The organism is Streptomyces sp. NBC_00154, from assembly GCF_026342835.1.
Lineage (GTDB): Bacteria > Actinomycetota > Actinomycetes > Streptomycetales > Streptomycetaceae > Streptomyces.
On record NZ_JAPEMI010000001.1, the window covers coordinates 1,848,995 to 1,864,085 of the forward strand.

16 protein-coding genes are annotated in these 15,091 nt (G+C 69.6%); 7 read left to right on the plus strand and 9 right to left on the minus strand.

Going from position 1 to position 15,091, the window contains the following annotated elements:
- Window position 1: 1 nt before the first annotated feature.
- A complete protein-coding gene (locus OHA03_RS08055; protein ID WP_267002155.1) occupies window positions 2-898 on the minus strand; it encodes an NYN domain-containing protein in 897 nt (298 codons plus the stop codon).
- 211 nt (window positions 899-1,109) lie between these two features.
- Between OHA03_RS08055 and OHA03_RS08060 the strand changes: the two genes are divergently transcribed.
- The gene (locus tag OHA03_RS08060; protein WP_177328023.1) at window positions 1,110-1,262 is read left to right on the plus strand and encodes a hypothetical protein; all 153 of its coding nucleotides are present in this window, start codon (window positions 1,110-1,112) and stop codon (window positions 1,260-1,262) included.
- A gap of 77 nt (window positions 1,263-1,339) precedes the next feature.
- Here the strand turns inward: OHA03_RS08060 and OHA03_RS08065 are convergent, their stop codons facing one another.
- The 3 genes from OHA03_RS08065 to OHA03_RS08075 all read right to left on the minus strand — a co-directional run bounded on the left by OHA03_RS08065 (window position 1,340) and on the right by OHA03_RS08075 (window position 3,722).
- Entirely contained in the window at window positions 1,340-1,945 is a 606-nt protein-coding gene (locus OHA03_RS08065) for a MarC family protein (RefSeq protein WP_267002157.1), read from the minus strand.
- A gap of 137 nt (window positions 1,946-2,082) precedes the next feature.
- Window positions 2,083-2,949, minus strand: a complete 867-nt coding sequence (locus OHA03_RS08070) for a PHP domain-containing protein (RefSeq protein ID WP_267002159.1) — start codon at window positions 2,947-2,949, stop codon at window positions 2,083-2,085.
- Between the two features lie 128 nt (window positions 2,950-3,077).
- Complete coding sequence (locus tag OHA03_RS08075; RefSeq protein WP_267002161.1) at window positions 3,078-3,722, minus strand: DUF6758 family protein; 645 nt, start codon at window positions 3,720-3,722, stop codon at window positions 3,078-3,080.
- Window positions 3,723-3,879: 157 nt separating this feature from the next.
- Here OHA03_RS08075 and OHA03_RS08080 point away from each other — a divergent pair, with 157 nt between their 5' ends.
- A complete protein-coding gene (locus tag OHA03_RS08080) occupies window positions 3,880-5,112 on the plus strand; it encodes an MFS transporter (RefSeq protein ID WP_267002163.1) in 1,233 nt (410 codons plus the stop codon).
- Window positions 5,113-5,199: 87 nt separating this feature from the next.
- Here the strand turns inward: OHA03_RS08080 and OHA03_RS08085 are convergent, their stop codons facing one another.
- The gene (locus OHA03_RS08085) at window positions 5,200-5,784 is read right to left on the minus strand and encodes a suppressor of fused domain protein (RefSeq protein WP_267002166.1); all 585 of its coding nucleotides are present in this window, start codon (window positions 5,782-5,784) and stop codon (window positions 5,200-5,202) included.
- A 408-nt stretch (window positions 5,785-6,192) separates the two neighbouring features.
- On the opposite strand from OHA03_RS08085, the gene OHA03_RS08090 reads away from it, so the two are divergent.
- Complete coding sequence (locus OHA03_RS08090; protein WP_267002168.1) at window positions 6,193-7,308, plus strand: magnesium and cobalt transport protein CorA; 1,116 nt, start codon at window positions 6,193-6,195, stop codon at window positions 7,306-7,308.
- A gap of 13 nt (window positions 7,309-7,321) precedes the next feature.
- Window positions 7,322-7,846, plus strand: coding sequence for a hypothetical protein (locus tag OHA03_RS08095; RefSeq protein ID WP_267002170.1), 525 nt, complete (start codon window positions 7,322-7,324; stop codon window positions 7,844-7,846).
- 16 nt (window positions 7,847-7,862) lie between these two features.
- Here the strand turns inward: OHA03_RS08095 and OHA03_RS08100 are convergent, their stop codons facing one another.
- A complete protein-coding gene (locus OHA03_RS08100; protein ID WP_267002172.1) occupies window positions 7,863-8,633 on the minus strand; it encodes a hypothetical protein in 771 nt (256 codons plus the stop codon).
- Between the two features lie 204 nt (window positions 8,634-8,837).
- Between OHA03_RS08100 and OHA03_RS08105 the strand changes: the two genes are divergently transcribed.
- From OHA03_RS08105 to OHA03_RS08115, 3 genes are read left to right on the plus strand one after another with little or no spacing between them, the layout of a single operon-like run.
- Entirely contained in the window at window positions 8,838-10,112 is a 1,275-nt protein-coding gene (locus tag OHA03_RS08105; RefSeq protein ID WP_267002174.1) for a CBS domain-containing protein, read from the plus strand.
- Window positions 10,102-10,674 (plus strand): DUF1003 domain-containing protein, encoded by a 573-nt coding sequence (locus OHA03_RS08110; RefSeq protein ID WP_267002176.1) that lies wholly within the window; start codon window positions 10,102-10,104, stop codon window positions 10,672-10,674. Before OHA03_RS08105 ends, OHA03_RS08110 begins: the two co-directional genes overlap by 11 nt.
- Before the next feature lie 43 nt (window positions 10,675-10,717).
- Window positions 10,718-11,851 (plus strand): Mrp/NBP35 family ATP-binding protein, encoded by a 1,134-nt coding sequence (locus tag OHA03_RS08115; RefSeq protein ID WP_267002179.1) that lies wholly within the window; start codon window positions 10,718-10,720, stop codon window positions 11,849-11,851.
- A gap of 105 nt (window positions 11,852-11,956) precedes the next feature.
- Here OHA03_RS08115 and OHA03_RS08120 read toward each other — a convergent pair whose 3' ends face one another.
- The 3 genes from OHA03_RS08120 to OHA03_RS08130 all read right to left on the minus strand — a co-directional run bounded on the left by OHA03_RS08120 (window position 11,957) and on the right by OHA03_RS08130 (window position 15,084).
- Window positions 11,957-12,616, minus strand: coding sequence for a hypothetical protein (locus tag OHA03_RS08120; RefSeq protein WP_267002182.1), 660 nt, complete (start codon window positions 12,614-12,616; stop codon window positions 11,957-11,959).
- A gap of 118 nt (window positions 12,617-12,734) precedes the next feature.
- Window positions 12,735-13,199: a sec-independent translocase gene (locus OHA03_RS08125; protein ID WP_267002184.1), complete on the minus strand. Its 465-nt coding sequence runs from the start codon at window positions 13,197-13,199 to the stop codon at window positions 12,735-12,737.
- Between the two features lie 106 nt (window positions 13,200-13,305).
- Complete coding sequence (locus OHA03_RS08130; RefSeq protein WP_267002187.1) at window positions 13,306-15,084, minus strand: S1C family serine protease; 1,779 nt, start codon at window positions 15,082-15,084, stop codon at window positions 13,306-13,308.
- Between the last annotated feature and the right edge of the window lie 7 nt (window positions 15,085-15,091).

Here is a 15,091-nt window from a genome sequence, read left to right on the forward strand (position 1 = left end):
CTCAGTACTGCGCCTGCAGGTGCTGCCAGAAGCCGTCGCGCAGCGCCCGCCGCAGGTGGGCGTGGCCGCGCAGCGAGTGCTGGAGAAGTCGTTCGGCCTCGACCAGCAGATCCTGATCGACGGAGCCCGGCAGGTAGGGGTGTCCGGGCAGCAGATCGGCGAGGGACTCGCGACCGCGGGCGGCGAGCCAGGCCGCGGCGATCTGCGCACCGACGAAGCGGACATCGTCACGCGAGGGGGCCGGGGTGTCGTCCTCGTATGTGGTGACGGGGCGTCTGGTGACGTACGGGCGGCAGAAGTCGAGGTCGAAGGTGCGCTGACTGTCCACCTCCCAGAGCAGCGGTTCGGCCTGGTTGCGGCCTTCTCCGGCCTCGATGCCCCACAGGTGGACCCGGGCCCCGTAACCCTGCGCCGCCTCGACCGCCGACACCAGGTCCTCGTCGCCGCCGACGAGCGCCGCGTCGCTGATGGCGCGGTGCCGGGCGAGCGATTCGAGGTCGGTGCGGATGAGTGAGTCGACCCCCTTCTGCTGGTTGTTGGCGTTGAGGTTGCCGAGTCTGACCTTGACGTCGGGGAGTTCGGCGATGGACTGCTGCTCGACGGTGTGGATCCGGCGCCTGGCCCCGTCGTACCAGTACACGCGCAGGAGTCTGCTGTCCGCGAAGATCGTGCGGGCCTTGTCGATGAACGCCTCGATCAGCCCTTCCGCATCGAGGTCGAAGGAGCGCCGGTCCTCGGTGCCGGTGACGAGCAGCCCGGCCGCCGCGTACACATAGCCCGCGTCCACGAAGATCGCGTGGGTCGAAGGGGTCTTCGACACCTCGGCGAGCATGCGTTTGAGCAGCTCGTTGGTGCGGTCCAGGCGCTCGCCGATCTCTACGATCTCTGCCTCGCTCATACGGACCTCATTGTCTGCGCACGACCCATTACCCACTGGTACTTAGACATCCAAAAAATTTCCTTAGCGTAGGGAATGTTTGCAGAGAGCATGCCGTTGTACACCCTGTGGAGCGCGAGACATCGATGCCTGGTGCTCCACATCCTTGCGGACGGACCATCCGTCCTCCCCAGTAGTTCTCCAGCAGGAGGATCAGACGAAGGGAAGCCATATGCGCTTCGAGATCATGCGACTCGACGATGTCGACGGTACCGCCGTGGACAGCACCGTCGTGGACGCCGCCTCCGTCAACCGGATCGTGCAGCAGGCCGCCGCGATAGGCCAGCGCATCTATATCCGCCCGGCCGAGACCTCGGCTTCGTAACACCTGACGACGCACAAAGACGAAGCGCCCTCGTACGGAGTGTCCGTACGGGGGCGCTGTGGCATGTGCGGGCGCCGTCAGGAGCCCTGGATGACCTGGGTGATCCCGTTGATGATCTGCTGTACGGCGATGGCGGAGAGCATCATGCCGGCAAGCCGCGTCACCAGCACGACACCGCCGTCCTTGATCACACGGATGATCAGCAGCGAGTAGCGCATGGCCAGCCAGAGCACGACATGCATGGCGATGATCGCCGTCCAGACGGAGATCTGGGTGGCGAAGCTGTCGGCGTGCTGCACCGCCAGGATCACCGACACGATCGCCCCGGGTCCGGCGAGCAGCGGCATGCCGAGCGGTACGAGCGCCACGTTGACGTCCTTCGTCTGCGTCGGCTCGTCGGTCTTGCCGGTCAGCAGATCGAGCGCGATCAGCAGCAGAAGGAGTCCGCCCGCGATCATCAGGGCGGGGACGGAGACATGCAGATAGTCGAGGATCTGCTGGCCGAGCACGCCGAAGACGGCGATCACACCGAAGGCGACCGCAACCGCCTGGAACGCCATCCGGCGCTGGATCTTGGCGGGCCGTCCGGCAGTCAGGGCGAGGAAGATCGGGGTGATCCCGGGCGGATCCATAATCACAAAAAGCGTGAGAAAAAGGGATCCGAAGACAGCAACGTCGAACACAGTGAGGCCTTGCGAGAAGAGAGCGAGTCGAGACAGGACACACGCAGCCCACAGCCAGGTCCGGCCGGGCACGCGAAGAGAGAAGGGGGTGACGTACGCGAGAAGCGATGAAGTGCGCGAGGCGCGCAGGCGGGGAGCTACACGGGGCGGGGTCCGCCGGCACCCGGCACCGGGAAGGCTCCCGTGGCGCGCCGGGTGATCTCGCCGTAGATCTCCGGGTCGGTGGTGTATTCGCCGAGCCGTACGGTCTTCCGGCTGCCGTGGTAGTCGCTGGAACCGGTGGCCAGCAGCCCCAGTTCCTTGGCGAGGCCGCGCAGCCGGGCCCTGGTCGGCTCGTCATGGTCCATGTGGTCGACCTCGATGCCGTCGAGGCCTGCCGCGGCGAACCGGGCTATCGACGCCTCGGGCACCACCTCACCGCGCTTGACGGCGAGCGGGTGGGCGAAGACGGTGACGCCACCGGCAGCCTTGACCAGCCGGATCGCTTCGAAGGGGTCGAGTTCGTGCTTCTCGGCGTACGCGCGTCCGCCGTTGGCGAGCCACTCGGCGGTGAAGGCGTCGGAGACGGTCTCGACGACACCGAGCTCGACGAGCGCGGTGGCGATGTGCGGCCTGCCGACCGATCCGTCGCCGGCGATCCGGGCGACCTGCTCCCACTCGACGGGAACGCCGAGCGCTTGGAGCTTGCGCACCATCGTCTGCGCGCGCGGCACCCGGTCGTCGCGGACCAGCTCGCGTTCGCGCGCCAACTCGGGCTCGTCGGGGTCGAAGAGGTACGCGAGCATGTGCAGGCCCACGCCGTCCATCCGGCAGGAGAGCTCGGCACCGGTGACGAGAGTGAGGCCCTCGGGGAGCGCGGCGATCGCCTCGGCATGGCCGCGGACGCTGTCGTGGTCGGTGAGAGCGACGACATCGAGCCCTGCCGCGGCGGCGTTCCGCATCAGCTCGGCAGGGGTGTCCGTGCCGTCCGACGCGGTGGAGTGGGTGTGCAGGTCGATGTGCACGACGCGTACTCCAGTGCTCTCAGCCGGACAGGGGGGACGCCCAAGGATAACCGGCATTCGAACACCGCCCGGTCAGGACGGCAGGACAGCGGGCAGGACAGCAACACGGCCGGGACCGTGTGCCGCACCTAGGGCTGGCTGAGCAGTCGTGGGCTGAGCGCCCCGCAGGGCACGAGGTCGACCTCTGCCCCTGCGTCGCGCAGATCGGTCAGTATCAGCTCGTCGTACATCAGCAGCGCGGACTGCTCGGGCCAGACGACCGCCCACAGCCAGAGCCCGCGCGCCTCGCCCGCGAAGACCGCCCGGTCCTCGGGGGCGCTCTTGACCTGCCAGAGCGGGGTGGGCCGTCCGGCGGCCAGCACCTTGGCGTTGGGCGGGCCGTCGACGTGGAGGTACGGGCCCGGATCGGGGCCGTCGATCCCGGCGTAGCGCGCGCCGAGGCCGACCCCGAGCTCCTCGGCGACGAGCAGCATCTCGCCCACCCCGCCGAGCGGACCGGGTCCCGAGCAGGCGACGACGGTGGCGCGGCCGCCGCTGCGGTCGTCCCCCGCGTACGCCACGCCGGTGAACAGCCAGCCGACCGGCAGCGGCCAGGGCATCCACACCGGTACCCGGGCCCGGTGCACCACCACGCCGAGCGCCTCGACGCTGGGTGGGATCACCGGCTGCAACGGATACACGGCGCCGTGCACGGCGCACTGCCAGGTGTCGGCGAAAAGACCGGGCGCCCTGACCCGGCCACCGCACTTCGGGCAACTGGGTTCGCCCCTCATAGCGCCCAACGGTCCTCCCCGGCTGTCGCCGCGTCAAGGACGATCACCCGTCCGCAGCGTGGCTCTCACCAGGATAAATAGATGTAGCTTGCATTCATTAGGTTCTCTAACTTATTCTGTGTACAACGCATCGACCTACTGGAGAGCGAGAACCCCCATGCCGGCAGAGGATCCATTCGATCAGGGAACGGGCAGCATCCTGCGCCAGCCCAAGGCCGTCTGGGCCACCGCCGGCGCCTCGGTTGTCGCGTTCATGGGAATCGGGCTGGTCGACCCGATCCTGCCGTCCATCGCCAAGGGACTCGAGGCCACGCCCAGCCAGGTGTCCCTGCTCTTCACCTCGTACTTCCTGATCACCGCGGTCGCGATGCTGGTCACCGGTTTCGTCTCCAGCCGGATCGGCGGCCGTAAGACACTCCTGACCGGCCTCGCGCTCGTCGTCGTCTTCGCCGGGCTCTCCGGTACGTCGTCGTCCGTCGCGGAACTCGTCGGCTTCCGGGCCGGCTGGGGACTCGGCAACGCGCTCTTCGTCTCGACGGCGCTCGCCGTGATCGTCGGCGCGGCGGCGGGCGGCAGCTCCGCGGCGATCCTGCTGTACGAGTCGGCGCTCGGCCTCGGCATGGCCTGCGGTCCGCTGCTCGGCGCGCTGCTCGGTGACGCCAGTTGGCGCTATCCGTTCTTCGGCACCGCGGCGCTGATGGCGATCGGCTTCATCTGCATCACGGCGTTCCTGAAGGAACAGCCGAAGCCGGCCCGCAAGACCTCACTGCTCGATCCGGTCAGGGCGCTCGGTCACGGCGGCCTCGCCTCGGTCGCCACCTCGGCGTTCTTCTACAACTACGCGTTCTTCACGATCCTGGCGTTCACCCCGTTCGTGCTGAACATGACGCCGTACAAGTCGGGCGCGGTCTTCTTCGCCTGGGGTCTGCTGCTCGCCGTCTTCTCGGTGCTCGTCGCACCCCGGCTGCAGAAGCGCTTCGGCTCGCTCAAGGTGCTCGGCGCCTCGCTGGTCCTGCTCGCCGTCGACCTGCTGATCCTCGGCTACGGCAATCACACCGCGGCGGTCGTCTGCACGATCGTCTCCGGCGCCTTCATCGGCATGAACAACACCGTCTACACGGAGCTGGCGCTCGGCGTCTCCGACGCGCCGCGCCCGGTGGCGAGCGCGGGCTACAACTTCGTCCGCTGGTTCGCCGCGGCTGCCGCCCCGTATCTCGCCCCGAAGATCGAGGAGTGGAGCAACATCCACGTCCCGTTCGTGGTCGCCGCGCTCGCGGCCGTGGCCGGCGCGCTCGTCGTCCGGATCCGGCGTACGTCCCTGCCCCATGAGGCGGAGGAGCTGGAGCCGAAGCACGCCACCGAGGACGGCGTCACGGTCTTCGCCAACTGACCTCCGGGTCAACCCTGTTCCGCCCCGCCCGCGGCTCTCCCTCCTGGCCGCGCGGCGGGGCTTCCCGCACCCCGTATGACGTAGGTCTCAGTCCAGGGCCACGGAGGCACGCAGCGGATCACGCAGATCCGTCCCGTGCGACAGCCACCGCTCATGCAGCTCCTGCGCCCCGCGGACCCGCTTCCACGCCGCCTCGTTGTGCGTCATCGGCAGCAGCGGCAGGAACCGCACCGGCTCCATCGGCTCGTCCAGCTCGAGGTCCTCGACCAGACCACCCGACTCGGCGACCAGCACCGAGCTGAACGGCGCCCCGGGCCAGAGCGGTTCACCGAGGTCCAGCGAGGCGCCGGGCGCCACGATCAACCCCTCGACCTGCGGCGAGGCCGCCAGCACCGCCAGCCCGCGGAGAACCTTGTCGGTGTCGGCAAGACCGGCCCGCACGGAGAGGACCAGCTCGGCGCGCGGCCCCTTCACCGGGTCCGCGAGGGCTGCGGTCGGGTCGGCCATCGGCTGGGCGGACATGCCGAGCGTCGCGTAGCGCACCACATCGCCGTCGACGAAACGGAGCACCTCGATCCGGTCCGTACCGAGGAACGTCACCGCGGCGCGTGCGTCCGGTTCACCGAGAGCCGTCCGCAGACGGGCCTCGACCAGAGCAAGAATTTCTCCCATGTGGCGAGCATAGAACGCGTATCGAACGGGCAAAGTAAGGGATTGGCCCTGTGTCGGCTGATAGTCTTGGCCGCTGGTCGGACAGCACGCAGAAGCGTCGCTCTCAGTTCCGACGACACGTCATCCCCCACGGGGGACCGGCTGGAGGAGGTGGGGCTGCAATGGATCGAAGTCGATCGTGCAGTACCGATCGCTCTTCCGCCCGACACCTTTCTTCGGTGATCTGAAGCCTTCTCGGTCAAGGCCCGGGGCATTGCGCACGACGGAAGAGCACTCCTTTTTTGCCTGTCTGTAGCGAACGCCGTCATCGCGCCGCCGCGGTGCCGCCCGCTTTGCGGATGTGAGCACACGTCCCCATTCCGGGCTGTTCCACGCGCCCGACGACGGCCCTCCGTGAAGGAGCCAGCCATGTCGATGATCCGTGACCTGCGCGCCGCCGTGCGCCCGTCCCTGCGCAAGACCAACGTCCTGCACAGCAATTACGACACCACCCGTGACCCGTCCGCCTCCAGCGCGGTCGTCGACTGCGCGGTCTACCGCAACGGGCGGCGCCAGGAGAGCGGAAGCTGCCTCACACCGCACGAGGCGATGCTCCGGGTACGGGAGGAGGGCGGCTTCGCCTGGATCGGCCTCCATGAGCCGACCGAGGCCGAATTCGCCGGTATCGCCCGGGAGTTCGGTCTCCACCCGCTCGCCGTCGAGGACGCCGTCCACGCCCACCAGCGGCCGAAGCTGGAGCGGTACGACGACACGCTGTTCACCGTCTTCAAGACCATCCACTACGTCGAGCACGCCGAGCTCACCGCGTCCAGCGAGGTCGTCGAGACCGGTGAGGTGATGTGCTTCACCGGCCGGGACTTCGTCATCACCGTCCGGCACGGCGGGCACGGTTCGCTGCGTGCGCTGCGGCACCGGCTGCAGGACGACCCCGAGCTGCTCGCCAAGGGACCGTCGGCCGTTCTGCACTCCATCGCCGACCATGTCGTCGACGGCTACATCGCGGTTGCGGGCGCCGTCCAGGACGACATCGACGAGGTGGAGATCGAGGTCTTCTCCACCCCCGCGAAGGGTAGCCCGCGCGGTTCGGACGCCGGCCGGATCTACCAGCTGAAGCGTGAGGTGCTGGAGTTCAAGCGCGCCGTCTCGCCGCTGCTGCGGCCCATGCAGCTGCTCAGCGAGCGGCCGATGCGGCTGGTCGACCCGGACATCCAGAAGTACTTCCGGGACGTCGCCGACCACCTGGCGCGGGTGCACGAAGAGGTCATCGGCTTCGACGAACTGCTGAACTCCATCCTGCAGGCCAACCTGGCGCAGGCGACCGTCGCCCAGAACGAGGACATGCGCAAGATCACGTCCTGGGCGGCCATCATCGCCGTGCCGACCATGATCTGCGGCGTCTACGGCATGAACTTCGACCACATGCCGGAACTACGGTGGACGTACGGCTACCCGATGGTGATGGGCGTCATCGGGGTCGTCTGCTTCTCCATCCACCGCTCGCTCAAGCGCAACGGTTGGCTCTAATAGAGTTCGGCCCATGACTGCTGCTGCCGCTGACTCGCTGCTCGGACCGGCCCTCGTCGAGGAGGCCACCAAGAAGTCCGGCCTCATCTGGGTGCGCGGCACCGGGCCCGCGCGGGCGCTGTGGCACGCATGGCACGAGGGGGCGGCCCATCTCGTCGGGGACGGCCCGGGCGAACAGCCTCTGCCGGCCGGTCTCACCGACGGGTCCGCCGCCGAGGTGACCGTACGCAGCAAGGACAAGGGCGGCCGGCTGGTCGCCTGGACAGCCGCCGTGACGGAGCTCGCGCCGCACTCCGAGGAGTGGGAGGCGGCGGTCGCCGAGCTCAAGGGCAAGCGGCTGAACGCGCCGGACGCCGAGCAGATGACGGAGCGGTGGGCGCGCGAGTGCCGGGTACTGCGGCTGACGCCCGGCGACTCCCGCACGGACCTGCCGGACGTCTCGCACGCGGCGCCGCCGCTGCCGACCCCGGCGACCACCCGCCGCCCCGTGCCCGACGCGCTCCCGCGCCTGCTGCTGAAGCGCCGCCGCAAGAGCTGACAGCGGCCGGGCGGCGCTACGAGTTCGACTTGGGGAGCTGCTGCCCGTAGTCCACGGTGTCGCCCTTGGCCGGGGCCTTCAGCTCGAAGTCCAGGCCCCAGTCGGCGAGCGTGAGAATGCCTCCGCCACCGCCGCGGGCGAACCGCAGCGGATACGGCGTGCCCTTCAGTGAGACGTCGAGCGCACCGCCCTCGCCCTTGCCGCCGAGGATCTGGACGGTACGGACGGAACCCACCTTGCCGTGGTCCCCCTTGTTGACCTTGCCGTGCAGCGTGAGCATCCCGTCGAGCAGCGTCTTCATGTCCGTGAAGCCGCGCAGCTGCTTGTACGTGGGGTCGCCCTGGGGGACCTTCACGTACTTGTTCTGGAGCTTGTCCCCGGCCGCGGCACCTGCGTCACCCTTGCTGTCCGTGCTGCCCTTCTCGTCGTGGCTCCAGAAGCCGGAGTCGGCCTTCAGGTAGACCTCGTCACCGATCCGCAGCAGCTCGAACGTGCTGTTCTTCGAGGTGAGCGAGCCCGTGCCGCCGTCCTCCTTGAGCCGCATGTCGATCTTGTACGTACCGCCCTTGCTGACCAGCGTGCCGGCCAGCCGCACCGCGTCCGCGGAGTCCGCCGCCTTCTGGGCCCGCTTCTCGATCTCCGCCGCCGAGAGTCTGCCGACGCCGTTGGTCCCCTTGTCCGGATCCTCGCTGCCGCACGCCGTCAGGGCCGCGGTCAGGCCCGCACAGAGCAGGACGGCAACAGCGGTCCGGCGGCGGGGAGCGACGGGCGGGACAAAAGAGGTCACGGGCGCACTGCCTCTCATCTGCGTGTCGGGGGTGGCTGACGGCAGCGTACCGGTGCCGGGTGGGCCGTCCGGCGCAGAGCCGTACGGACGGCTCCACCGGGCCGACCCGGAGCGGTACGGGCTAGCCTGATCCCGTCATAACAGCGAATAACCGGCTGAACAGACCTACTCCATCTCGACGGGACGGAAGGAGGCACACCCAGCATGGCCGCAGGCGCCTCCCGGGTCTTCGTCTCGCACCTCTCCGGTGTGCCTGTCTTCGACCCCAATGGCGACCAGGTGGGCCGCGTCCGCGATCTCGTCGCGATGCTGCGGGTCGGCGGCCGTCCGCCACGGCTGCTCGGCTTCGTCGTCGAGGTGGTCAGCCGGCGCCGGATCTTCCTCCCGATGACCCGGGTGACGGGCATCGACTCGGGCCAGGTCATCACCACCGGCGTGGTGAACATGCGGCGCTTCGAGCAGCGCCCCACCGAACGCCTGATCCTCGGCGAGTTCCTGGACCGCCGGGTCCGACTGGTGGAGACCGACGAGGAGGTCACCATCCTCGATGTCGCGATCCAGCAGCTCCCGGCCCGCCGCGACTGGGAGATCGTCAAGTACTTCGTGCGCAAGGGCAGGGGCGGGGCGCTGCGACGCAAGGGCGAGACCCTGACGGTGGACTGGTCCGCGGTGAGCGGCTTCTCGCTGGAGGAGCACGGACAGGGCGCCGAGTCGCTCGTCGCCACGTTCGAGCGGCTGCGTCCGACCGATGTGGCCAACGCACTGCACCATCTGTCGCCGAAGCGGCGCGCCGAGGTGGCCGCCGCGCTCGACGACGACCGGCTCGCCGACGTCCTGGAGGAGCTGCCCGAGGACGACCAGGTGGAGATCATCGGCAAGCTCAAGGAGGAGCGCGCCGCCGACGTCCTGGAGGCGATGGACCCGGACGACGCGGCCGACCTGCTCTCCGAACTGCCGGAGGAGGACAAGGAGCGGCTGCTGATGCTGATGCGGCCGGACGACGCGGCGGACGTGCGGCGGCTGCTGTCGTACGCGGAGCGGACCGCGGGCGGCCTGATGACCACCGAACCGATCGTGCTGCGGCCGGACGCCACGGTCGCCGACGCGCTCGCGCGGGTCCGCCGCTCCGACCTGTCCCCTGCGCTCGCCGCGCAGGTGTACGTGTGCCGGCCGCCGGACGAGACGCCGACCGGCAAGTACCTGGGCACGGTGCACTTCCAGCGGCTGCTGCGCGACCCGCCGTTCACACTGGTCAGCTCGATCGTCGACAGCGACCTCGTACCGCTGACCCCGGACACCCCGCTGTCGGTGGTGACCAGTTATCTGGCGGCGTACAACCTGGTCTCGGTGCCCGTCGTGGACGAGAGCGGGTCGCTGCTCGGTGCGGTGACCGTCGACGACGTGCTCGACCATCTGCTGCCCGAGGACTGGCGCGAGACCGACTTCCACGGCGAGGAGTGGGTGGCCCATGGCGGGTGAGGACCGCTCCCGGGCGTCGGGGCCCGGGCCGTCGTCGACGGGGTCGTCGGCGATGACGCGCACCTCCAGGGGCCGACTGGATCAGCCGAAGGACCTGCGGCCCCGGCTGCTGCCGGAGTACGACCCCGAGGCGTTCGGCCGGTTCTCCGAGCGGATCGCCCGCTTCCTGGGCACCGGGCGGTTCATCGTCTGGATGACGCTGATCATCATCGTCTGGGTGCTGTGGAACATCTTCGCCCCGGTGAGCCTGCGCTTCGACGAGTACCCGTTCATCTTCCTGACGCTGATGCTGTCGCTCCAGGCCTCGTACGCGGCCCCGCTGATCCTGCTCGCGCAGAACCGGCAGGACGACCGCGACCGGGTCACCCACGAGCAGGACCGCAAGCAGAACGAGCGCTCCATCGCGGACACCGAGTACCTCACCCGGGAGATCGCGTCCCTGCGGATGGGGCTCGGCGAGGTCGCCACCCGCGACTGGATCCGCTCGGAACTCCAGGACATGGTGAAGGACATGGACCACCGGCGCGCACTATTTCCTGCCGAGAGTGACGAAGACCGCTGACGGCCCATCCCGGAGGCGGGTGCGGGCGCCGTAACATCGTCGTATGGCTACCGAAGACGCGGTGCGCGAAGCACTGGCGACAGTGAACGACCCGGAGATCCACCGACCGATCACCGAACTCGGCATGGTCAAGTCGGTCGAGATCGCCGCTGACGGTGCGGTCGCTGTCACGGTGTATCTCACGGTGTCCGGCTGCCCGATGCGCGAGACCATCACCAAGAACGTGACCGAAGCGGTGGCGAAGGTCGAAGGCGTCACGCGCGTCGACGTGACGCTCGACGTGATGAGCGACGAACAGCGCAAGGAACTCACCTCGTCGCTGCGCGGCGGCACGGCGGAGCGCGAGGTGCCGTTCGCCAAGCCCGGCTCGCTGACCCGGGTGTACGCGGTGGCGTCCGGCAAGGGCGGCGTCGGCAAATCGTCCGTGACGGTGAACCTGGCGGCGGCGATGGCCGCCGACGGCCTCAAGGTCGGCGTCGTGGACGCGGACATCTACGGGCACAGCGTGCCGCGGATGCTCGGCGTGGACGGCAAGCCGACCCAGGTCGAGAACATGATCATGCCGCCGTCGGCGTACGGCGTGAAGGTCATCTCCATCGGCATGTTCACCCCGGGCAACGCCCCGGTGGTGTGGCGTGGCCCGATGCTGCACCGAGCGCTGCAGCAGTTCCTCGCCGATGTGTACTGGGGCGACCTCGACGTCCTGCTGCTCGACCTGCCGCCGGGCACCGGTGACATCGCGATCTCCGTGGCCCAGCTCGTGCCGAACGCGGAAATCCTGGTCGTCACGACCCCGCAGCAGGCCGCGGCCGAGGTGGCCGAGCGGGCCGGCTCGATCGCGGTGCAGACCCATCAGAAGATCGTCGGCGTCGTCGAGAACATGTCGGGCATGCCGTGCCCGCACTGCGACGAAATGGTCGACGTGTTCGGCACGGGCGGCGGCCGGAAGGTGGCCGAGGGCCTGACGAAGACGGTCGGCGCGGAGGTGCCGGTGCTCGGCTCCATCCCGATCGACGTACGTCTGCGCGAGGGCGGCGACGAGGGCAAGCCCGTGGTCCTGTCGGACCCGGACTCCCCGGCCGGCAAGGCGCTGCGCACGATCGCGGAGCGGCTGGGCGGCCGCCAGCGGGGCCTGTCAGGCATGTCTCTGGGAATCACCCCGCGCAACAAGTTCTGACCGACAGCCCGAGTCCTCGATCGCCGCGGCGGACGAAGCCCGTCCGGCGATCGAGGAAAGCGCGGCGAACCGGACGCGTCCGGCCACGGCTCACCGATCGAGCCGCTACGCGTACGTGGCGATGTCCGCGATCACTGAGAACCCGAGTCCGTACGCGCTCATCCCGCGCCCGTACGCCCCGATGTGCACCCCGCCGCGCGCCGACCCCGCCAGCACCCACCCGTACTCGGACTCGCGGTAGTGGAACGGCACCGGAACCCCGTCCACCGGCAGGGACAGCACCGACCATGCGGGACCGTCCAGATCGTCGGCGAGTTCGAACGCCGTCTCCGTCTGCTGGTCCAGCCAGTCGTCGCGCAGTGTGTGGTCCAGCTGCGGGGGCCAGGTGAACGACAGCAGGCCCGAGCCCGCCAGCCAGGCGGCCGACGACACCGTGGTCGCGTCCAGGACTCCCGTACCGTCGCCGCTGCGCCGCACGGGACTGCTGGCCACGGTCACCACGACCGCGAACCGCTGCTTGTCACCGCCCGAGTCGCCCCGGATCAGCGGCTCGTCACCATGCCCGGTCGATCCGTGCTGCACCGTGCCGTCCGCCGCCGTGCCGACCGGCATCAGCCAGCGCGGACCGGTGAAGGCCTCGTCCAGTCCGTACCAGGGGAACGACGCCTGCAGATAGCCGTCGACCGTACGCCGGGCCGCCGGCACCTCCTCCTCGGTGACTGCGTTGGACGCACCTTCCGCGCCTGCCCGACTTGTCGTCTCCATCTGCCCGGCCGCCTCCTCGATCCCTAGGGTCCGGAGTGGCCCGCCCCCCTCGGGCAGCCTCGCAACCGGACAGATGGAGAATAGCCATACCGTCCGGACGAGTCGGGATTGACCGGTGTCAGGTGGCGTCTGCGTCGAACGGCGGACGGTCGTCCTTCGCGGGCTGTTCACGCTTCTTGAGCAGGTCGGGAGCGCCCGGGGAGCCGTTCGCCGCGGTGATCGCCGCGCTGCCCGCGGACTCCACGGACGTGGTCTCGCGCCCGTGCACCGCGTCCGTGACCTCCGCCATCTCCTTGCGGAGGTCGAAGCTCTCGCGGATCTCCTTCAGCCCGAGATCGTCGTTGCCGTCCATGAGCTGCTTGCGGACGAACGTCTTCGGGTTGAGGTCCTCGAACTCGAAGTCCTTGAACTCCGGGCCGAGCTCCGTACGGATGTCTTCCTTGGCGCTCTCGGAGAACTCACGGATCTTCCGGATGAAACGCGAGGCGTCCTGGATGACCTTGGGCAGCTTGTCCGGGCCGAACACGAGCACGCCGAGGATCACGAGCGTCACCACCTCGAGTGCGCCTATGTCATTGAACACCTGGTTGCTCCTCGTGTTCTCCGAGACCATGGACCAGGCCGGATGAGATCCGGCCCCGGCCCACGGTACCCGGCGGACCTGTCCGGGCGGTAGCGTCCCGGTGCCGTCACGTGCCCGTTGCGGACCCGAGAGTCAAAGTCATGGACAGGTCTTTACCACTGCGGGTCAGACCGAGGTCCAAACGGTCGCCCGGGCGGTGTGCGCGGATCTTCACGATCAACTCCTCGCCGCTGTGCACCCGCTGGCCGTCCACCTCGGTGATGATGTCGCCCGGCTTGATGCCGGCCTTCGCACCGGGACCGCCCGGCGTCACCGCGGGCTTGCCCCCGGCGCCCTTCGCCCCGACCTTGGCACCGTCACCGGTGTACTTCATGTCCAATGTGACACCGATCACCGGATGGGTGGCCTTCCCGGTGTTGATCAGCTCCTCGGCGACCCGCTTGCCCTGGTTGATCGGGATGGCGAAGCCGAGGCCGATCGAGCCCGCCTGGCCGCCCTCGGTCGTCGAACCGCTGTCGGCGGCGCGGATGGCGCTGTTGATGCCTATGACATGGGCGTCGGTGTCGACCAGCGGGCCGCCGGAGTTGCCCGGGTTGATGGGGGCGTCGGTCTGCAGCGCGTCCACGTAGCTGATGTCGCTGCCGTCGCCCTTCTCGCCACCCGCGGTGATCGGCCGGTCCTTGGCGCTGATGATGCCGGACGTGACGGTGTTGGACAGGTCGAAGGGGGCGCCGATGGCCACGACCGGGTCGCCGACCTGCACGTTGTCGGAGTTGCCCAGCGGCAGCGGCTTGAGCCCGGAGACGCCCTTGACCTTGACCACGGCGAGGTCGTAGCCACTGTCCTTGCCGACGATCTCGGCGCTCGCGGTCTCACCGCCGCTGAACGTCACGGTGATGTCGCCGGAGGAGCCGGCCGGGGCGACCACATGGTTGTTGGTGAGGATGTGGCCCTCGTTGTCGAGGACGAAGCCGGTGCCGGTGCCCGATTCGGTGGTGCCGCTGACGTGGAGGGTGACGACGCTGGGCAGGGCGCTGGCGGCGATGCCCGCGACGCTGTCGGGGGCGCGGCCGCCGCTGTTCTTCGCGGCCTGCGGGAGCTCGACCGTGGTCAGGCCGCCGTTGCGCTCGATGTAGGCCCCGATGCCACCGCCGATGCCGCCCGCCACCAGGGCGAGCAGGAGCGCGCCGACGAGCAGCGAGCCGCGCCGGTCCTTCCCCCGTCCGCCGTCGGAGCCGAGCGGCCGGCCTGGCTGGGACAGCGGCTGCCGGTACCCGCCCCAGGGGTCGTACTGCAGCCAGTGCGTGGACTGGGGCGGCTGGGGCGGGGGCGTGAAGGCCGGTGCGGGGACAGGGCCCGGGGTGGGGACGGGCGCGGGCCCGGCGGGCATGTCCGCGCCGTTCGTGCCCGCGTACGGCGCGGGTACCGGGGTGCCGTGGGCCGGCGTCGGGACCGGGCGCTGTACGGGCGGTGCGGGCGCCCAGGGCCCGGGGCCGCCGTACGGCGGGGTGCTGTACTCATCGGGCTCGTGCAGTGGCTTCACCGCCGGGGCCGGGGCGGCAGGGGATGCCTGGGCCGCCGGTGCGGGGGCCGGGGCTGCGGGCGCCTGCGCCACGGGCTCGGGTGTTACGGACTGCGCGGGCGTCACGGGCTCGGGTGCCACGGACTCAGGTGTTATGAACTCCGCGGGAGCCACCGGCTCGGGAGCCACGGGCTGCCCGGGCGCCACCGGCTCGGGCCGTGCGGCTGTGTCCGCGGGCCGCGCGTCCTCGACCGGTGCATCCACCGCGGCGGCTGCACTCTCCGGCGCTGAGGTGGTGGTGTGCCCCGGCGTGGGACGGCTCCACCACTTCGCCTTCGGCCCGGTGGGCTTTCCGTCGTCCATGTTCTCC